The following is a 20,350-nucleotide window of genomic DNA, read 5'->3' on the forward strand; positions in this document are numbered from 1 at the left end:
CTATTCTCCTGTTCCTCGTAAAATGCCTATCGATTTCCCTATTAACCCTTTTGCAACCAGCCATCTTGATGCTAAAACGGGATGTCATCATCTGATTGTGATGCCGGTCTAGCTAGTTTAGCAGCGGTTTTGGCCGTGCGCTCCCCTTCAATTTTAGGGGCGGCCGCCTTTAGTGAAACGGAGGTTTGATGATTCGTTGCCTGTTGGGCGCCAACCATTTGCTTATCCCGTGGCTCGCCTTGCTCATCCAACATAATCTGTTCAATTTTCAATTGGGCTTGCCGCAATTTCGTTTCACAGTGTTTTTTAAGCAATATACCCCGTTCATAAAACCGGACGGCCTCTTCAAGCTTCACGTCCCCGCGCTCCAAATTTTTGACAATGATTTGCAATTCATTCAACGCTTGTTCAAATTCCATTCCGGCAATATCCCGGTGGTTGCTTACTGATTGATCCATGCTTATGACTCCTTACTTACCTTTTGCCCACCTGGAAAAGCGCGGCCCGATGACTGTGTTTCTTTTATTATCTTTTACTATCTATTAGTAAAGGATTCTTTTGCGACTAAAGCTGTTTTTGGTCTTGGGCAAAATCCGCCCGGCCATTCACATAATACAATAAAATATATACGCGCAAAGCACTGGATAAATTAGCAACAGCTCCCCCTGTTTGCAACCGCTGCTGATCAATCACTTCAATTAATTGCTGCCTTGATAGGTTCTTGGCAGCGGCAACCTCTTTCAACATCTCCCAGAAAATAGGCTCAATTGAAATCGATGTCCGGTGTTTGGCTAACCTTACCGAATATTTGGCAATCGGGGCGTTCATCTTGCCGAAGGACCTATCATATCCTCGGGTTTCACCAATTTATCAAATTGTTCGCCCGTCAAAAACTTCAGGGCAACCACTGCTTCCCGCAAGGTCAAATTCTCTTTATGGGCTTTTTTAGCGGCCTTGGCGGCATTATCATAGCCAATATGCGGATTAAGCGCGGTGACCAACATTAAGGATTGTTGCAGCAATTGCCTAATTCTTTCTTGATTGGGTTGAATGCCAACCAGGCAATTATCGGTAAAACTATGGCAAGCATCACTTAATAAACGCCCCGATTGCAGGACATTATAAATCATGACGGGCTTATACACATTCAGCTCCAAATGCCCTTGGCTGCCAGCAACAGTCACCGTCATGTGATTGCCCATCACTTGGGTGGCAACCATCGTTAAGGCTTCCGCTTGGGTTGGGTTAACCTTCCCCGGCATAATCGACGACCCAGGCTCATTCTCTGGCAATAACAGTTCCCCAAGCCCCGAGCGCGGCCCTGAACCCAATAAACGGATGTCATTGGCAATTTTCGTTAAAGATACCGCCAAAACATTATATACGCCCGAAATCTCCACCAAGGCATCATGGCTGGCCAGGGCTTCAAACTTATTATCAGCGCTCACAAAGGGCAATTTGCTGAGTTTTGCTATTTGGGTTGCAAACTTCTCGGCAAATCCTGGCTTGGTGTTCAGACCAGTACCCACCGCTGTCCCCCCCTGCGCCAGGGCATATAACCTCGGCAGGCTGGATTTAACCCGCTCAATCCCTAATTTTAGCTGGGTGGCATATCCTGAAAATTCTTGGCCTAACGTTAAGGGGGTGGCATCTTGCAGATGCGTCCGGCCAATTTTAACAATATCTTGATATTCCAAGGTTTTCTTGGCCAGCACCTGCTGCATATGCTGAAGGGCGGGCAATAATTTTTGATGAATTTGATAAATGGCGGCCACATGCATGGCGGTTGGGAAAGAATCATTCGACGATTGGCCAAAATTGACATGATCATTGGGGTGAACGGGGGTTTTATCCCCCCTTTTCCCCCCCAATATTTCATTCGCCCGGTTGGCAATCACCTCATTCACATTCATGTTGGTTTGCGTACCGGAACCTGTTTGCCAAACAACCAGGGGAAAATGGTCATCCCATTTCCCCTCCGCTACTTCAACAGCTGCTTGGATAATTGCCTGGCCAACTTTCTGGTTTAAACTGCCCATTTCCATATTGACAAGGGTAGCCGCCTGTTTAATCAAGCCGTATGCGTGGATGATTTCCACGGGCATTTTCTCGCCGCCGATTTTAAAATTTTCTAAAGAACGTTGGGTTTGCGCCCCCCAATAACGGTCGGCAGCAACTTTAACAGATCCCATCGAATCTGTTTCCTGGCGGTAGTTGATCTGGTTGGTCATGGCAAACTTTTCCTCAATAAAAGACTATTTTGGTTTTTTCTTAGCTGGTTTATTTTTTTGATTTTTTTTGGAAATATTCCAAGATTTTTCTGCCCACGCCAGCCATTCTTGGGGCTTATCACGGATAGCAGCTGGCAATAACCAGTAAGACATGGCAACTGGTTTCGCCTTGCCTTCATAAACAAAAGGCCCGCTATTGATTTTTTCGAAATCCTGTTGATTGGCATCACTAACTTTTAAATAAACATCATGACCAACAATAAGGGCAAAAATCACCCCATCGATATATAACCCATGCCCGCCGAACATGGCACGACGGGTGGGATGGCCAAGGGATACAAGCCCCATCAGCAACCGGTCCATTGCTTGATCTGTTAGGCTATCCAGCTTTGTTTGTTTCATCAAATTTCCTCGATTATTACCTGCTTAAAGCGCGGTCAGCCGCAATAAACCACTTAACTTTTCCCTTAAACCGTGCCACGATTATTCATTGATTTATTTTCATCTTTATATGGTTTTATCCAACGAGAAGCAAGTTGTTCATCAAAAAATTATTATTCCTGCTGATCATAACGGGTATCAATATAACCACATTTGGATGGATCCCAAATGTGTGGTCACAGAATTCGCCTCCCCTCCTGCCCCCCCAAGCTGTTACCAGTTATGTTTTGGTCGATTTGGAAACAGGCCAAATATTGGACGGTTTAAATATAGATGAGATTCAACCCATTGCCTCCGTTGCCAAAATAATGACCGCCCTGATAGCGTTGGAGCAATTGGGATCTGATTTCCGTTTTGAAACGATGTTGCTGGCTAACGGCCCTATTGATCAAGGCATATTGCAAGGGGATTTATTGTTATGGGGTGGGGGCGACCCCTTTCTCAGCAGTGACGATCTGGCAACACTCGCCCAATCTTTAAACCAGGCACCGTTACGACAAGTGACGGGAAATTTTTACTATGGGGATTTAGCCTCACCCCCGCAGAAATCAATCCGCTGCAGCCGATGGCAGCCCCTTATAACCCCGGAATTAGCCCTTTATCAGTAGATTTCAACCGGGTTTGGGTCAAGTCATCACCCTCCTTGTTGCCCCATGCAACCCATGACCCGGTTGGCGAAACCTACGCGGTAACCGATCAACGGCTGATTCCTACCCCTTGGATTAAAGTCCTGTGGCCTGCTGATCAACAATACCGTCATCGCTTTATCCAACCACCATTTAATCCTTCCTCAGCTGGCACTTTACCGATTTTTGTCGGTGAGGAATGGCAACTACCCTTATCCGAGAAAGAGCAGATTGAGTGGCTGCCCATAAAACATCCGGCCTATCATAGCGCTTATATTTTTCAAACATTAGCCGCCCACCAAGGATCGGCCTTACCCAACCCCCTGCCGTTGATCGGGCAAGCACTACCCTTGCCAACCCTATTTGCGGACGGCCGCGTTATTGCCCGCCATTACAGCCCGGTGTTGTCCAAAATTATTCCCCTTATTTTGCACTATAGCAATAACATCAGTGCCGAATTACTAGGCTATCAGTTGCTGCAAGGATCACACCATAACAATTTGTTGGCCGGGTGCGTTAACAGTGATTGCATTGCGCGTTATTTCAGGGCTTGGGCGCAGGCGAATTTACCGCAGCTTAAACTGGCAAGACCTAGAGATCCAGCAATTTTCGGGATTAGGCCACGCGAACCACCTAACCAGCCGGCAGATGGCGGCTATTTTAAAGTATTTGTGGGATCATCCCAAAGAATATGCGGTTTTGGGACAAGGTTTATCCATTCCCCCATTTTTGTCTGCAAGCCCCATCGCTTCCTATATCCAGGTAAAAACCGGCACCTTGGTGGGCGTCAGCGCCATTAGCGGCTATCTTTTCTCATCCACGCATCGCCCTTTGGCTTTTTTTATAGCGTCCCACAACCCCCAGGAAATTAGCAACCTGTTGGTAGCAGCAGGCAACCGTTCACCCTTTTCAAGCGCCGCGCAAAGACAATGGCAGCAACAAACGCGCCAATTCCAAAAAGAACTACTGGAATATTGGTTCAGAACCCATTAAAGGCCCTGCCTGCACGCCCCACAATAAAATTGTACCAACGGTGACAATGAATAGGAAAATTCTAAGCCCAAAAGAATCAGGTTGCCGTCAGCATTTTGATTGCCATGCCTATCCTATAAAAATGAATAATCCCACGAATTATATAAGGTGTGAAGACCCTGGATTTTCTTGGTTATTTTGTATAACTATAAATACCGGTTGACGGATAGGATATATTGTGCAATTTGCTATCCAATCGATCCATTGAATATAAGATTTCTACCTACAGTTTTTCAACTGGTCACTCAACTCTTATCCGCATGGAGCCATCCTCATGAAAAAATTACTCTCCCTTGCCTTTGCTGCCATGGCCCTGTTTGGCCATTCCGCCAATGCCCAACAATTCCAACCCGCCATTATTTTCGATATGGGCGGGAAATTCGATAAGTCCTTTAATGAAGGGGTTTATAACGGGGCAGAACGTTTCCGCAAAGAAACCAATATCACCTACCGCGACTTTGAAATCACCAATGACTCGCAGCGCGAACAGGCTTTGCGCAACATGGCTACACGCGGCGCCACGATCATTACCATCGCCGGTTTTTCAGCTGCCAATGCAGTAGAAAAAATTGCCAAAGAATTTCCCAACGTCAAATTTACCATCATCGATGCCGTTGTTGACTTGCCGAATGTCCAGTCCGTGGTTTTTAAAGAACATGAAGGTTCTTTCCTAGTGGGGGCGATTGCCGCCAAAACTTCTAAAACAGGGGTGATTGGATTCATTGGCGGGATGGATATCCCGTTGATCCGAAACTTTGCTTGTGGATATAAACAAGGGGCACGGGCCGTCAACCCCAAGATTACTGTTTTACAAAATATGACAGGCACTACCGGGGCGGCCTGGAATGATCCTACCCGTGGCGCAGAGCTAGCCAGAAGCCAATTTGACCGGAAGGCTGATGTAGTTTTTGCGGCAGCTGGCGCAACAGGCCTTGGCGTGCTGCAAGCGGCCAAAGATAGTAAAAAATTGGCCATCGGTGTTGACAGCAACCAAAACTACCTGCACCCGGGTACCATTTTAACATCCATGTTAAAGCGGGTCGATGTGGCGGTTTACGATGCTTTGCAGGCTGCACGCAATAATACCTGGAAACCAGGCATTCGGATTATCGGCTTGTCTGAAGGGGGCGTTGATTGGGCTTTGGATCAATATAACAGGTCTCTGATTACGCCAGAAGTTGAGAAAATGGTGGGCCAGTACCGCCAAGATATTATTAGCGGCAAAATTAAGGTTGCTGATTACTATACCAACAATAAATGTCCGATTGAATAGGTTGTTTTTAGCTATAAAATGAACAAAATACCCCAGATGCAACTGCGCGCTCTGGGGTATTTTATTAAAAAATTGGGGTATTTTCATAAAAAATGCAGCTCTTTTAGGATACCTGTATGATTGCCTCTAGTTTGCCAGTAGCCATTGAGATGATTGGTGTCAACAAACGCTTTGGCATGGTGATGGCAAACCAGGATATCAATTTACAAATCCATCAAGGCACCATCCACGGCATTATCGGTGAAAACGGGGCTGGAAAATCAACCTTGATGAACATCCTGTACGGTTATTATCAGGCTGATAGCGGGCGCATCAAAATCAATGACCAGAACGTCACTATTTCTAATTCCCAGCAGGCTATCCATTTAGGGATTGGGATGGTCCATCAGCATTTCATGTTGGTGGATACATTCAGTGTGCTAGATAACGTTATTTTAGGCTCTGAAAAAAGCTGGGTTAACCGAAAATCAAGGGATGCCGCAAGAATAGTCTTGCAAAATTTATCCAAACAATACGGCATGAAAATTGATCCCGACGCGATTGTGGAAAAATTACCCGTTGGGCTGCAGCAACGCGTCGAAATTCTCAAAGCCCTGTACCGGGGCGCAGATATCTTGATCCTTGACGAACCCACCAGCGTCCTGACCCCCCAAGAAGTCCAACATTTCTTCTCTATTTTACGGGCGCTGCGCGATTCGGGCAAAACCGTTTTACTGATTACCCACAAATTACATGAAATCATGGCGGTGACTGATCACATCACGGTGATGCGCCAAGGCAAAATTATTGAACAGGTACTAACCGCCAACACCAATAAAGAAAAATTGGCTGAAATGATGGTGGGCAGGCGATTAACCACCCATTGGCCGCGTTTGCCAATCACCCAAACAGTGCCGGTATTAGAGGTGAAGGATTTATATATTTATGACCGGCACAAGCGCCCCCTTTTAGAAAATATTAATTTGACTTTGAATAAGGGAGAAATCCTTGGCATTGCCGGTGTTTCCGGAAATGGACAAAGCCAGTTGCTGGAAGTACTGGCTGGGATCAGGCCCTTTGATTCGGGGCACATTTTACTCTCTGGAAAAGATATGAAGCAATTGCTAAAACCCAAGCGACCAGCGCGTTCCGCGCGGCAATTGGGTATCTCTCATATCCCTGAAGACCGTTTAGGTGCAGGGTTGGTTAAGCAATTCAAGGCTTGGGAATCAAGTATCCTCGGCTATCATTACAAAAATAAATTACAGCGTTTTGGTTTTTTGAAAGACCGCCAAGCCGTCAAGCGGTTCCGTAAAATCGCTGCCGAATATGACGTCAGGCCAGCCAACCCGCTTTTAAAAACATCTTCTTTCTCGGGCGGCAATCAACAAAAATTGGTGATTGGCCGGGAACTTGAAGAAAAACCTGAATTACTGCTCATTGGTCAACCCACCTGGGGGTTGATGTGGGAGCGGTGGAATTTATCCATAAACGTTTAATTGAGTTGCGCGACGATGGAAAAGCATTATTGTTAGTCTCAGCCGAGCTTGATGAGATCCTGACATTGGCTGACCGTATCTTGGTGATGTTTGAAGGCAAGGTTGTTGGAGTGTTACCGCGCGATCAAGCCAATGCAACCAAATTGGGATTATTGATGGCCGGTGTTGTCGAAGAAATTAAAGAAACCCTTTCCGAAGCCGGAATTGATCATTAAGCCCTTGATATATCAAAGCAAATCGTATGAGCATACAACATAAAATAGAACTCCCAGGTTGGATCGAATATTTCCTGATCCCTATGCTGAATTTGTTGATGGCATTCCTACTGACCGGGCTGGTGGTTTATTACGCTGGCGAAAATCCTTTGGATGTTTTTACATCCCTGGTGCAAGGCGCATTTGGCACCGTGGAGGGCACGGGTTACACCCTTTATTATACCACCAACTTCATCTTTACTGGTTTAGCGGTGGCTATGGCTTTTCACTGCGGCTTATTCAATATTGGTGGCGAGGGGCAAACCTATGTTGCCGGATTGGGGGTTTTGCTGGTTTGTTTGTGGCTAAACGATTTCAGCTTGTGGGTGGTTTTTCCCGCTGCTGTTCTGACCGCCGCCATTTTCGGGGGCCTTTGGGCTTTTATCCCTGGTTGGTTACAGGCTAAACGCGGTAGCCATGTGGTTATTACCACCATTATGTTTAATTATTTGGCGACTGCTTTGATCAATTACTTGCTCGTTGACGTGCTGATTGCTCCCAATCAACAAAGCCCGCAAAGCCGGGCGATTGCCAGTCACCTGGAATTGCCCTTAATGCAAAATATTTTAGGTTTTTTTGGCTTTCAAACAGGGTATTCACCTTTAAACATCTCATTCTTTTTAGCCCTTTTCTGCTGTTTCATTTTCTGGTTATTAATTTGGAAGATGAAATTCGGTTATGAGCTGCGGGTCATGAACCAGGGCGAGAAAGTGGCCAAATATGCAGGGATCCCACCGGCAGGGATTATCATCAGTGCGATGGTTATTTCGGGTATGTTTGCGGGATTGATGGCAATCAATTCCATTATGGGCGAACATCACCGACTGATTATCGAATTCACCAACGGGGCGGGTTTTGTAGGAATTGCGGTGGCTTTAATGGGCCGCAACCATCCGATTGGCATTATTATGGCAGCTTTGCTGTTTGGCGCTTTGTATCAGGGCGGCTCTGAAATGGCGTTTGATTTCCCAAGTTTAAGCCGGGACATGATTATTGTCATTCAAGGCCTCATTGTTTTATTTTGCGGCGCCTTGGAAAATATCTTTAAACCTTCTTTGGCAAAATTGGTTCTCAAGTCACACGTGGCAAGGGTCAAAACAGAATGATCACCGATTTTTTTGATATTATCACTTCCTTATCAGCATCCACCGTCCGTTTATCTATTCCTCTGATCCTGGCCGCGATGGCCGGGATGATGTCTGAGCGATCTGGAATCGTCAATGTAGGGTTGGAGGGGAAAATGCTTCTATCCGCCTTTGCCGCCGCCGCCACTGCCTCCATTACCAATGATGCTTGGCTGGGATTGCTCGCAGGTATTGCCGTTGCTGTCCTATTGTCTCTGTTACATGGATTGGCTTGCATTACCTATAACGGCAACCAGGTAGTATCGGGGATGGCCATCAATATTTTAGCAGCAGGATTAGCGCCAACCCTTGCCAATGCGTGGTTTAAGCAAGGCGGGCAAACCCCCATATTATCGGCGGAAGGCCGTCATGGACCCATCAACTTACCCGGCACCGAAACAATCGGCGATATCCCGGTGATTAGCAATATATATAAGTACCTCATCAGCGGCCATAGCGTTTTGGTTTATATTACCTTGGCTATCCCTTTCCTGATGGCTTGGATTTTATATTCAACCCGTTTTGGCTTGCGCTTAAGAGCTGCTGGGGAAAATCCCCATGCCCTGGATACCGCTGGCGTTTCGGTTAGCGCCGTCAGGTATCGGGGCCAAATCGCTTGCGGTATTTTATGCGGTATCGCTGGGGCTTATTTAGCAACCGCCCAAAACGCTGCTTTTTCGCAAAATATGACGGCCGGGCGCGGGTATCTTGCCTTGGCCGCCCTTATTTTTGGCCGTTGGCGACCGAAGCCAACTTTGCTCGCCTGTTTCTTATTTGCTTTTACCGATGCCATCCAAATTCGGTTGCAAGGCACCTATATCCCTGGCATTGGGATTATCCCGGTGCAGATGATCCAAGCGTTACCCTATTTATTAACAGTGCTGTTGCTGGCCGGTTTTATCGGCAAATCTGAGGCCCCGAAAGCCCTTGGTATCCCTTTTGTGAAAGACCGTTAACATGATGAATTTACTCGCTGCCGCTAGGGCCGTGCGGGAACAGGCTTATGCCCCTTATTCCCTATTTCGGGTAGGGGTTGCCTTGCGGGCCGTCAGCGGCAAAGTTTATGTGGGCGCCAATGTTGAAAATGCGGCTTACCCCCAGGGGCAATGTGCAGAAGCCAGCGCCATTGGCCAAATGATCGCCCACGGCGAAAAAGAAATTGCCGAATTGCTGGTATTTGCCCATGGTCACGAGATTTGCTCGCCTTGCGGCGGCTGCCGCCAACGCATCCGGGAATTTGCAACCAAAAGTACCATGATTTATTTGGCGAACCCAGCGGGCATCCAGCAGCAACTAAAATTTCAAGATCTATTACCACTATCCTTCGGGCCGGATATTATGAACGGGAAATCAGGAAAACCCCACCCAGCCATTGCCTTAATGGATTTAACCAGCTTGAATGATGACGACAACCCTGAAAAAATCCAAGCATTATGCAAGCGGGCGGTGAGCCCACTAGGGCCAGTGGCTGCTGTGTGCATCTTCCCCCGTTTTTTAACAACTGCTAAAAAAATCTTGCCGTTTTCGATGATACGCTTGGCAACCGTTGTCAATTTCCCCAAGGGCAATTTGGAACAGGATCAAATTATCCCAAGCACAACAACCGCCCTTCAGGATGGGGCGGAAGAAATTGATTTGGTGATCCCTTACCATCTTTATCTCACCAAACCCTCACTTGCCGCGCGCCAGAAAAACCAGAAATTGGTGGCAGCTGTCAAGGAAAAATGCGGGCCTGGACGTTTACTTAAAGTCATTTTAGAAACAGGAATGTTGCAAGAAACCGCCCTGATTGAATTAGCCGCGCAGGATTGCGTGGACGCTGGCGCTGATTTCTTGAAAACTTCAACCGGTAAAACCCCTATCGGGGCCACCTTACCTGCCGTTGAAACTTTATTAAAAATCATCCGCAAAACCTTTGAAAAAGACAGTCGGATGCTAGGATGCAAGGTTTCAGGCGGGGTACGTACGGCACAGGATGCCGATGCTTATCTGGAATTGGCGGAGCGGATGATGGGCAAAGGCTGGGCTAATCCTGCCACTTTCCGTTTTGGTGCCAGTTCTTTATTAGATCATTTATTGTCTTTACCCCCCAAACCAACAGCAGGAGATTATTAAGTCCGATGTTATTTCCGCAAGAAATCATTTACCGTAAACGGGAGGGAAAAACCCTAACCGCCGAAGAAATTAATTTTATGGTTACCGGTTTGCTGAAAAACGAGGTAACTGACAGCCAAATATCTGCCTTGGCCATGGCGATATTTTTCCGCGGCATGACAGCAGAAGAATGCGGGAATTTAACAAAATCCATGACCGCCTCCGGCAAAATGATGGAGTGGCCAAAGGCGGATTTTCATGGCCCCATACTCGATAAACATTCAACCGGGGGGGTTGGCGACAAAGTCAGTTTAATGCTAGCCCCCATGGTTGCGGCGTGCGGCGGATTTGTGCCCATGATTTCCGGTCGTTCCTTAGGCCATACCGGCGGCACTTTGGATAAATTGCAAGCAATTCCCGGATATAATGCCCAACCCAACCCCTTATTGCTGCAAAAAACCTTGAAACAAGCCGGATGTGCCATCATCGGCCAAACCGATGATCTGGCGCCAGCCGACCGCCGCATTTACGCCATTCGTGATATTACAGGAACCGTTGAATCAATCCCGTTAATTACAGCTTCCATCCTATCTAAAAAACTGGCGGCAGGCCTACAAGGTTTAGTGATGGATGTGAAATGGGGCAATGCCGCCTTCATGGCTGATGCCTCATCTGCCAAAACCCTAGCCATTAGTTTGATCCGCACAGCCAAAGCTGCAGGATTGCCCACCCGCGCTTTGATTACCGACATGAACCAACCGTTAGGGCTAAGTGCTGGCAACAGCGTTGAGATGATCGAAACCATCCAGTATTTAACCGGCAATCCGCGCGATCCCCGCTTACATGCCGTGGTGCTGGCTTTGGGGATTGATATGTTACTCTTGGGGAAATTGGCACATAACGCCGATGAGGCGCGGCAAAAACTGCAGAAAAGTTTAGATAGCGGCCAAGCGGCAGAAATTTTCCAGAAAATGGTGGGCTTATTAGGCGGGCCAACCGATTTACTGAAAAACTACCAAAAATACCTGGCAGTTGCCAAAATCATAAAACCTGTTCCCGCCCCTATCAGCGGCTACATCCACAGCATCGATACCAGACAATTGGGGATTGTTATCATGATGCTGGGCGGTGGACGCATAAAACCCCAAGACGTTATTGACCCGGCCGTTGGATTAACCCATATTCAAGGGGTGGGTATGAAAATCAGTAAAAATGACCCCTTATTGATGATCCATGCCAGCAGCCAAAGCCAGGCTGATCAAGCCGCCGTTGACGTGCAAAAGGCCTATATGATCAGCCAGCAACCTTCCCATCCACCTGCTTTGATTGTGGAACGTTTATTAGAGGATATTTAAAATGCCGCGGGCTTTTTTACTCGTCATGGATTCATTTGGTATTGGCGCTGCGGATGATGCCGCGGAATACGGGGATGTGGGCGCCAACACTTTTGGCCATATTGCCGAGTCTTGTGCCGCTGGCAAGGCTAATAAGCCGGGTGTTAGGCAAGGATCGTTGCAATTGCCAACCCTCTCTGCCTTAGGCCTTTTCCATGCCGCCGCGGAAGCATCGGGCAATATCATCAAAGGTGCCCCCTTACCTGCAAAAACCATTGGTTCTTACGGTTTTGCCGCCGAAAAAAGCCTGGGCAAGGACACGCCCAGCGGCCATTGGGAAATGGCTGGCGTGCCGGTCATGAAGGATTGGGGATATTTCCCCCACACTGTCCCCTGTTTTCCCGAATGGCTGACCCAACAATTGATTACCCAAGGGGGGTTACCTGGTATCCTGGGTAACCGCCATGCCTCTGGCACCGTGATTATTGATGAATGGGGGGCGGAGCATATGGCAACCGGTAAGCCGATCATCTATACCTCCGCCGACAGCGTTTTGCAAATTGCCGCCCATGAAACCACTTTTGGCTTGGCTAGGTTATATGCCCTTTGTGATTTGGCCCGAAAATTGGTGGATAAATTAAATATCGGGCGAGTGATTGCGCGCCCGTTCCTAGGCAATCCTGGCAGTTTTAAGCGCACCGCCAACCGCCGGGACTTGGCAACGCCACCACCTGAACCAACTTTGCTGGATTTTTTATTGCAAAATAAAAGGCAGGTTTTTGGGATTGGCAAAATCCCCGATATTTTTGCCCATCAAGGCTTTACCCATAAAGCCAAGGGTGATGGCAACAGCCAATTATTTGAGGAAACTTTCAAAGCCCAGCAGCAAGCGGCGAACGGCAGTTTAACCTTCACTAATTTTGTGGATTTTGACATGTTGTACGGCCATCGGCGCGATGTGGTGGGCTATGCCAAAGCACTTGAGCAGTTGGATCACCAATTGCTCGATTTCATGGTCGATATGCAGCCCGATGATTTGGCAATCATCAGCGCGGATCATGGCTGTGACCCAACCTGGCAAGGTACTGACCACACACGGGAGTTTGTGCCTGTCCTGGCATTCGGCCCGCGCGTGAAATCGGTTAATCTGGGCAAGCGCCGTACTTTTGCCGACATTGGCCAAACCATTGCCGAACATTTGGGCATTGCGCCACTCAAACGCGGCACGTCCTTCTTATCCCAAATCCTGGCTTAAGAAGGCTTTAGTCCACCCAATCCGCAGATAATTTCCCAGGAAACAGGATCAATTGGCATGACCGATAACCGCGGTTGCCGGACTAATCCCAATTGGGTTAACTGCGGATGTTGCTTGATTTGCTCTAAGGTGACGAGCTCGGGCAACTGTATGTCCGGCCCTAGATCAACCACCACAAAAACCTTTGTTGGATCCATAGAGTCGCGATAGGCGGCTTTTCTCACTTTGGCAATCCCCACAATTTCCAAGCCCACATTGGAATGGTAAAAGAAACAGCGATCATCTAAGCACATCGCCCGCAAGGAATTAACGGCCTGGCGATTGCGTACCCCGCGCCACTTCTTGCGCTTATCTTTTACCAAATCTTGCCAGGAATACTCCGACGGTTCCGATTTTATTAACCAGTAATTCAAATTTTCTATCTCCCTAGTGATTCATTTTTTATATGTTTATATTGCAAGTCAGGAAAAGACTTTCAAGACTTGATTCTTTTGGCTATTTTTCAAGTATCTTATGATAAATGGCAAAATCACATGTTGTTGCTAAATCAGCAGACTTCTCAGGATATAATCGCCCAAAATCTTCCGTTGACTGTAAAATATAACCCATTTTTATGTACCATATCTTAAGAAATTCTTTGTTTGAATCCACCCAATTTCTAGGGGCCAGTATCTCCAAGCGCATGATTACCCGGCCCTTACTCACCGCCCAGGCCTCCGCTGCCTCAATAAGTTTTTTACCAATGCCAAGGCTACGGTATTCAGGATCAGTCACCAACATACCAAAGCCAGCAAGATATTCATTAAACAAATTAACATTGATACAACCGACGATCTTTATCCCAATTTGGGCAATTAGCAATGCTTGATTTTGGAGTATCTTGGTCATTGCCTGAACATTAATACGTTCAGCATTTCCCTTCCATATCCCCGCTTCCGCCACCTGGTAAACCTTGTTCACCAATTGGCAAAGATAAGCCACATTCTTGGGGTGCAGGTCAGCTGGTTGCGGCTGGCGAATAACGACTTTTGTTTGGTCCGATCCTATTATTCCTTGATCTGGTTTAACCCCGCTCATTTCTTCATATCCTATGATTTCCCAAACCGATTCAAAAAACCTTTTGATGGAATTAAGTTCAATAAATGGTTGCCTAAATTTCCTGCTTTATTCCATATCAGCAAATTCTTGGTTAATCTTCATGCTTTCTATCCTCACACGTTTGCTAACTTCCTGTAAGTTCGCAGCCCATTCTTCCTTATTCATTTCATCGTTCATTTTTTTAATAGCTAGCTGAATATATTGGGTTTGTGATAAACGCATTTTCTTAGAATTAATTTTAATTTCTCGAATTAATTCATTATCTAAATCGATTGAGATGAAAGCCATCTTATTATTCCTAAATCTTTATCAGCTATAAGAAACCGTGAAATTCGGATCAAGCGGCCAGCGCGGGCGGGGCAATGTATCCAACCCATCTTGGCGGCCTTTTTTAAACCATTCAAGTCCCGCCCAAGCAATCATGGCGGCGTTATCGGTGCATAAGGCCGGGGGCGGGATGATACAAGGCAAATGATATTCCCCGCAAAGCGCTTGCAGTTTTTGCCTTAAAAATTGGTTGGAGGCCACCCCACCCGCCGCCACCAATCCCTTTAAGGTAATTTTCTGCTGTTTGATGCGTTTCAAAGCGCAATCAACCCGGTCAATAATGCAGTCAATCGCCGCCACCTGGAAGGAAGCGGCCAAGTCCTGCACCGCCGCTAAAGGCAATTGGCTGCCCACCGGCCCTAAGCTGCTGGCCTGCTGGTAAACCGCGGTTTTCAAGCCGGAAAAAGAAAAATTGGGATCTGGCCTGCCCAACATGGGTCTTGGCAAAGGAAATAATTGGATTTTATCCCCTTGCTGCGCCCGCAAAGCGGATTGTTTAGCCGCCGCCTCAACCGCAGGGCCACCGGGAAATCCCAATCCCAGCATTTTGGCAACTTTATCAAAAGCTTCCCCCAAAGCATCATCCAAAGTTGTCCCCAAACACTGATAATCGCCCACCGCCTTCACCAGCAATAATTGGCAATGCCCCCCCGATACCAGCAATAATATGTAAGGAAATTCAACCGCATCGGTTAGCCGGGCGGTTAAGGCATGCCCCTCCAAATGGTTGACCGCAATCAACGGTTTGTTTTTGGCGAGAGCGATGGATTTCGCCATGGTCAACCCGACAATCAACCCGCCAATTAAGCCAGGGCCCGCGGTGGCGGCGATCACATCAATTTGGTCAAGCGACAATTGCGCTTGCTGCAACGTTTTCTCAAGCAACGGCCGTAAGTGGATTAAATGGTTGCGGGCGGCAATTTCCGGCACCACCCCGCCATAAGGCCGATGCTCGGCTATCTGCGACAAAATGGATTGAGCCAGGATGCGTCGATCTGACCCAACCAGGGCAACCGCCGTTTCATCACAACTGGTTTCGATGCCAAGCGCAATCGTCATGGATTATTTTCTTGTTTTTTGCTAGACCCGGTTTATGAAGAAACGGTACCGAATATCAATACATCTGACAAGCCGATTATTATCCTTGATAGATTTTGTTTGATCGATTTTGCTTTTCTTGTCATTGATGGATAGTTAGATTGTGCCTGCTAGCTTTTATGGTCCTTATGAAACGAAAAATTTCTTCATCTTCCTTATCATTCAAAGCATCTGCCCGCCCGAATTGGCGGATTGGCAGCCGTGGCAGCCCCTTGGCGCTTGCCCAGGCCAATGAATTTAAAAACCTATTGTTACTAAATTATCCCGATTTGGCTGCCGACGATCTTATTGAAATCATCCCCATCAAAACCACCGGTGATAAGATCCAAGACAGGGATTTGGCTAATATCGGCGGCAAGGGTTTATTTACCAAAGAAATTGAAGAGGCCCTGCTAGCCAACCAAATTGATTTTGCCGTTCATTCCATGAAAGATGTGCCGACCATTTTACCCGAAGGCTTGGAAATTCCCTGTTTATTACCCCGGCGTAATCCCTTGGACGCTTGGTTCAGCCGCGACCATTTTTCCCTGGCAAATTTGCCGTCGGGCTCAATTGTCGGCACCTCTTCCCTGCGGCGAAAATCACAAATACTCGCCCGCAGGCCTGATCTCAAAGTGGTGCCCTTGCGGGGGAATGTCCAAACCCGTTTAGAAAAACTAAACCGGCGGGAAATTGATGCAACTGTTTTAGCCTTGGCCGGTTTGGAGCGATTAAACCTGGCCGACCAAGCCACCCATATTTTATCGGCGGAGGAAATGTTGCCAGCCGTCGCCCAAGGGGCCATCGGCATCGAAATTCGGGAGGATGATCAACGGACACGGGAATTGCTGCAACCTTTGAATGACTGGAAAACCACTATCTGCATTCAGACGGAGCGTGCCTGTTTGCAGGAATTGGACGGATCCTGCCGCACCCCGATTGCAGCCTTGGCCCAATATGATGAAAAATCAGAAACCCTGTCCCTGCGAAGCATGTTGGCCGCCACTGATGGCAGCAAGGTGGTGTTTGATGACCGCCGGTCGCCGTTTTCAGGAGCGCTTAAAATGGGGCAAGACGCCGGTAAGGCCTTGCGCGAAAAATACCACAAATGAGCAGAAGAATTTCTTTCTTTTTAGGAACGACTCTGGCTAAAATATAGTTATGCATAAAAATACCCCGCGCCATATCTTAATCACCCGTACGGAAGAGCCGCTCATCGGCCTGTCCGATGGGCAGCCTTTATTAAGCTACTTGGAAAAAAATGGTATCCAAACGACCATCGCCCCGTTATTAACCATTCAACCTGTCCCGAAAACAGAAAACCAGGTTGATCCAAAAGATAGTGGTGTCGTCCAAGCCATCCTATTCACCAGCTCGCATGCGGTCAAATTATGGGCAGAACGCGATCAATCCCGTGATATCTTGGTATTAACCGTTGGCGACCATACCGCAAGTGTCGCCCAAGAACTTGGCTTCACCCACATCAGAAGCGCCGGGGGGGATGTGACTGAGTTGTTGGCTTTGGTCAAATCCACCTTAAACTCTGGCAATGGAAAAATCCTTTATCCCTGCGCCCGCTTCACCAGCGTTAATATAGCTGAAAAACTGCAGCCATTAGGGTTTGTCGTCGAACCCGTTATTGTGTATGACGCTGTGCCCGTGAAAGAATTATCAACCGATGTCCGGCAAAAAATCCACAACCAGCTGATTACGGATATCATTTTCTTTTCCGCCCGCGGGGCCGCCACTTTTAAGAATTTGATTGACCAGGATCATTCCTTAAAAACCGCTTGTAAAAAGATCCATTGTTTATGTTTCAGCCATGCCATTGCCCAAAATATGCAGGAATTTCCTTGGAAATCCCTGCATATTACCGCCAAACCCGATATACCCAGCCTGATTGAATTAATCGAAACCACCGACAGCAGCCAGCGAGATAATCCGATGTTTTACCCAGAAAAAGACACCCTCACCCGCATATCTTCCTTCACCAGCCTGATACTCGTTTTATTGCTGGGGGCAGGTTTATTCACTTATCCACAATGGTTTGCATCCCGTTCTTCAGAAAACGCCTTGCCAAGCAATGGCTTGGAGCAATGGCAATCAGCAGCGCAGCAACTGACCAGTTCGCTGCAAGCCCAAGAATCCAGGTTAAATAAGCTTGAAACCCTGCTTCAAAATACAAATGATCCGTCTGTTACCGTCCGTTTGCAAAATCTGGAACAGCAGTTGGCTATTATATTTGAAAAATTATCGGTTACCAATCCCGCCCTCGATTTAAACCCTCTGTTATCCTCCCTGCAGGATTTATCGAAACGGTTAACTTACCTTGAAACCACCAACCAAAATGATGGGCAAAACATCCAAAGCCTGACCCAAGAAAGCACCCAATTACGCAATCAGCTGAATAACAGCAACAGCCGCCTGCAATCTTTGGAAAATGCCTGGAACATCATGACGGCAGACCGCCAGCAAGGGCAAACCCAAATGATGGAAATTGCCAATCAAGTCAAGGCACTCCAAGAAAAAGCCAAGATTGATCAAGATCCAACCTTGGCCGCTTTATTCTTAACCGCTGGCCAATTTGAAACCGCTTTGATGAACGGTCAGGGATTTGTCAATGAATTGGCCGCCATTAAAAGGTTGGGCGCCCATCAACCCCCGGTCATGGATTGGCTGAAAAAAGCAGAGGTTTTAGAACCTTGGGCCGTCACCGGATTGTTATCTTACCCGCAATTACAGCAAAAATTGAATGAAGTCTCCCAACAAGCTGCTCAAGATGATTTGGCCCAAGGGTTGCGGCAAAACGGCTGGGATAGGCAATTGGCCGCCCAGCTATCCGGTTTGATCACTATCCGCCCGATCGGCGCACAAACCGTCGGGGATGATTTGCTATCAAAATTGGCGCGGGCGGAGGCTAAGTTCACGAGCAGGCAATTTGCAGCAGCAGCAGCCGAATTAACCGGCGACCAATTGCCAACTTATATCCAGGAATGGCGCAATCATTTGAATGCCCGCATTCAGGCCGATCTCTTACTCGTAGAATTTAAAAACATCATTTTAAAAAATTTCGTCTCTAACCCTTAAGGCAGCAAGTCATTTATGTTAAAAGCGCTTCTTTTTTCCCTAATTGCCAGCATCTGCGTATTGGCAGCCTTTTGGATCACCCAGCAACCGGGGACCTTAATGATCGAATGGCTGGGATACCGGATTGGAGCACCTATCAGCTTTTTATTTTTAGCCTTGGCACTGGTGGCAGGCTTATTATACCTATTAATTTGGTTATGCTATGCGTTGGTCTTGACCCCTCACCGCATCCGCAAGGCACAGGCTAATGAACGCCGCAAGAATGGCTATAAGGCCCTAACCAAAGGGATGGTGGCGTTAGCGGCAGGGGACGCGGTTGAGGCCCAACGCCACGCGCAAAAAGCTACCCTACTCATGAATGATCCGCCCTTAACCCTTTTACTCACGGCCCAAGCTGCCCAATTAAGTGGTGATGAGCAGGCGGCTGAGAAATATTTTCAATTGATGCTCGATAATAAGGAATCCGCTTTCCTGGGATATCGCGGCCTCTTGATGCAGGCCTTGCGGCAAAAAAAGTATCAGCTTGCCCTGGATTACACCCGTCAAGCACTCAAAACCCACCCGAAAGCCGATTGGTTAGCACAAACCCAGTTTGAATTGGAAACCAAACTAGGTGAATGGGTATCTGCGGATCAAAGCCTACAATTACTCAAAAAAGCCAAAAAACTTCCCCCCGCACAACTGCGGCGTTTTGAAGGGTTGTTATTAACCGAAACCGCCCGTGGGGCTTCTGCTGGGCAACCGGTGCTAGCAATGGAGAAAGCGGAAGCCGCCCTTAAATACATCCCCCATTTTATCCCTGCCCTAATCCTTGAGATCAAGGGTTTGCTGCAAGCGGATAAAAAGAAACCAGCGGGCAAGCTGGTGGAAAGACAATGGCAGATTGTCCAGCACCCCGCTTTACTGCAATTATATTGGCAATCTTTGCAAGACCAACCGCGTGAGGAACAGTTAAAAAGGTTAGAGAAACTGGCAAACACGATCACCCCCTTGCCGTCGGATATTTTATTGGTATTGGCCGAAGCGGCCGTTCAGGCTAAATTATGGCCGGAAACAAGGCAATATTTAGAAAAAATTATTCAAAATGGTCATAAAACCGCTAAAGCCTGTCGTTTGATGGCTGAGCTTGAGGAGAATGAAACCCAAAATTACCGCATCGCCATGCGGTGGTTAACCCAAGCATCAGAAGCGCCGGAAGAAGCCTGTTGGATTTGCCAAAAATGCCAAACTAATTACCAGGAATGGCAAGCTTGCTGCAGCCATTGCCAGGAATTTGACCAATTTCTTTGGGCTTATCCCTCTTCTTCTTTGCCACTGAATAAAAATGACATGGTTATCTCGCTGGCGGCCAGCCCGTTATCCTTATCCTCATCCTTATCTTCCGTGCCGCTTATGAGTAATCTTGCCGGGGAGGAAAATAAGCTTAAAGACGAAAAGCCTAAAGAAGGTGGCATGATGATGACCATCGTGGATTCAACCCCGATTGTTTCAGCGCAAGCCGCACCAGAAAAACCAGCCGTTGACAGCAAAGCCGCAATCGACGCGGCGCGCCAGGTTAACTGAAAGCCCTATCGAATTCTCTTTTTTAGGAAAACCAGCGCCTGCAATTGACCTGGCAA

At 47.4% G+C, this 20,350-nt stretch carries 19 protein-coding genes and 1 pseudogene; 12 read left to right on the plus strand and 8 right to left on the minus strand.

Translation table 11 applies throughout. The annotated features are described in order from the left end of the window. Positions 1 to 71: 71 nt before the first annotated feature. The 4 genes from IPP67_02825 to IPP67_02840 all read right to left on the minus strand — a co-directional run bounded on the left by IPP67_02825 (position 72) and on the right by IPP67_02840 (position 2,633). Entirely contained in the window at positions 72 to 458 is a 387-nt protein-coding gene (locus IPP67_02825) for an exodeoxyribonuclease VII small subunit (GenBank protein MBL0338129.1), read from the minus strand. A 106-nt stretch (positions 459 to 564) separates the two neighbouring features. After that, the gene (locus IPP67_02830; protein ID MBL0338130.1) at positions 565 to 828 is read right to left on the minus strand and encodes a ribbon-helix-helix domain-containing protein; all 264 of its coding nucleotides are present in this window, start codon (positions 826 to 828) and stop codon (positions 565 to 567) included. Next, positions 825 to 2,231, minus strand: coding sequence for a class II fumarate hydratase (gene fumC / locus IPP67_02835; GenBank protein MBL0338131.1), 1,407 nt, complete (start codon positions 2,229 to 2,231; stop codon positions 825 to 827). The genes IPP67_02830 and fumC overlap by 4 nt, the downstream gene beginning before the upstream one ends. A 24-nt stretch (positions 2,232 to 2,255) precedes the next feature. Continuing rightward, positions 2,256 to 2,633, minus strand: coding sequence for a TfoX/Sxy family protein (locus tag IPP67_02840; GenBank protein ID MBL0338132.1), 378 nt, complete (start codon positions 2,631 to 2,633; stop codon positions 2,256 to 2,258). 209 nt (positions 2,634 to 2,842) lie between these two features. Here IPP67_02840 and IPP67_02845 point away from each other — a divergent pair, with 209 nt between their 5' ends. The 9 genes and pseudogenes from IPP67_02845 to IPP67_02885 all read left to right on the plus strand — a co-directional run bounded on the left by IPP67_02845 (position 2,843) and on the right by IPP67_02885 (position 13,142). Further along, positions 2,843 to 3,280 carry a D-alanyl-D-alanine carboxypeptidase gene (locus IPP67_02845; GenBank protein MBL0338133.1) on the plus strand — a complete coding sequence of 146 codons (438 nt, stop codon included), beginning with the start codon at positions 2,843 to 2,845 and terminating at the stop codon, positions 3,278 to 3,280. Between the two features lie 540 nt (positions 3,281 to 3,820). After that, positions 3,821 to 4,291 (plus strand): D-alanyl-D-alanine carboxypeptidase, encoded by a 471-nt coding sequence (locus tag IPP67_02850; GenBank protein MBL0338134.1) that lies wholly within the window; start codon positions 3,821 to 3,823, stop codon positions 4,289 to 4,291. A gap of 313 nt (positions 4,292 to 4,604) precedes the next feature. Next, entirely contained in the window at positions 4,605 to 5,603 is a 999-nt protein-coding gene (locus tag IPP67_02855) for a BMP family ABC transporter substrate-binding protein (GenBank protein ID MBL0338135.1), read from the plus strand. 116 nt (positions 5,604 to 5,719) lie between these two features. Further along, positions 5,720 to 7,296: pseudogene (locus tag IPP67_02860) on the plus strand (ABC transporter ATP-binding protein). 26 nt (positions 7,297 to 7,322) lie between these two features. Beyond that, entirely contained in the window at positions 7,323 to 8,441 is a 1,119-nt protein-coding gene (locus IPP67_02865) for an ABC transporter permease (GenBank protein MBL0338136.1), read from the plus strand. Continuing rightward, positions 8,438 to 9,415 carry an ABC transporter permease gene (locus tag IPP67_02870; protein MBL0338137.1) on the plus strand — a complete coding sequence of 326 codons (978 nt, stop codon included), beginning with the start codon at positions 8,438 to 8,440 and terminating at the stop codon, positions 9,413 to 9,415. The genes IPP67_02865 and IPP67_02870 overlap by 4 nt, the downstream gene beginning before the upstream one ends. 1 nt (position 9,416) lies before the next feature. Next, positions 9,417 to 10,574: a deoxyribose-phosphate aldolase gene (deoC, locus tag IPP67_02875; protein ID MBL0338138.1), complete on the plus strand. Its 1,158-nt coding sequence runs from the start codon at positions 9,417 to 9,419 to the stop codon at positions 10,572 to 10,574. Between the two features lie 5 nt (positions 10,575 to 10,579). After that, positions 10,580 to 11,908: a thymidine phosphorylase gene (deoA, locus tag IPP67_02880; protein MBL0338139.1), complete on the plus strand. Its 1,329-nt coding sequence runs from the start codon at positions 10,580 to 10,582 to the stop codon at positions 11,906 to 11,908. A gap of 1 nt (position 11,909) precedes the next feature. Then, positions 11,910 to 13,142 (plus strand): phosphopentomutase, encoded by a 1,233-nt coding sequence (locus IPP67_02885; protein ID MBL0338140.1) that lies wholly within the window; start codon positions 11,910 to 11,912, stop codon positions 13,140 to 13,142. Here the strand turns inward: IPP67_02885 and IPP67_02890 are convergent. The 4 genes from IPP67_02890 to tsaD form a co-directional block, all read right to left on the minus strand. Next, a complete protein-coding gene (locus IPP67_02890; GenBank protein MBL0338141.1) occupies positions 13,139 to 13,555 on the minus strand; it encodes an EVE domain-containing protein in 417 nt (138 codons plus the stop codon). The genes IPP67_02885 and IPP67_02890 overlap by 4 nt on opposite strands. An 82-nt stretch (positions 13,556 to 13,637) precedes the next feature. Beyond that, complete coding sequence (locus tag IPP67_02895) at positions 13,638 to 14,219, minus strand: GNAT family N-acetyltransferase (protein MBL0338142.1); 582 nt, start codon at positions 14,217 to 14,219, stop codon at positions 13,638 to 13,640. Positions 14,220 to 14,306: 87 nt separating this feature from the next. After that, positions 14,307 to 14,528, minus strand: coding sequence for a hypothetical protein (locus IPP67_02900; protein MBL0338143.1), 222 nt, complete (start codon positions 14,526 to 14,528; stop codon positions 14,307 to 14,309). A gap of 21 nt (positions 14,529 to 14,549) precedes the next feature. Continuing rightward, positions 14,550 to 15,626, minus strand: coding sequence for a tRNA (adenosine(37)-N6)-threonylcarbamoyltransferase complex transferase subunit TsaD (gene tsaD / locus IPP67_02905; GenBank protein ID MBL0338144.1), 1,077 nt, complete (start codon positions 15,624 to 15,626; stop codon positions 14,550 to 14,552). Between the two features lie 167 nt (positions 15,627 to 15,793). Here tsaD and hemC point away from each other — a divergent pair, with 167 nt between their 5' ends. From hemC to IPP67_02920, 3 genes are read left to right on the plus strand one after another with little or no spacing between them, the layout of a single operon-like run. After that, complete coding sequence (gene hemC / locus IPP67_02910) at positions 15,794 to 16,756, plus strand: hydroxymethylbilane synthase (protein MBL0338145.1); 963 nt, start codon at positions 15,794 to 15,796, stop codon at positions 16,754 to 16,756. A gap of 49 nt (positions 16,757 to 16,805) precedes the next feature. Then, entirely contained in the window at positions 16,806 to 18,731 is a 1,926-nt protein-coding gene (locus IPP67_02915; GenBank protein MBL0338146.1) for a uroporphyrinogen-III synthase, read from the plus strand. 15 nt (positions 18,732 to 18,746) lie between these two features. Beyond that, complete coding sequence (locus tag IPP67_02920) at positions 18,747 to 20,294, plus strand: hypothetical protein (GenBank protein ID MBL0338147.1); 1,548 nt, start codon at positions 18,747 to 18,749, stop codon at positions 20,292 to 20,294. The last annotated feature ends 56 nt before the right edge of the window (positions 20,295 to 20,350 follow it).

It is taken from the genome of Rhodospirillaceae bacterium (assembly GCA_016722635.1).
In the GTDB taxonomy this organism is placed as follows: Bacteria; Pseudomonadota; Alphaproteobacteria; order JAEUKQ01; family JAEUKQ01; genus JAEUKQ01.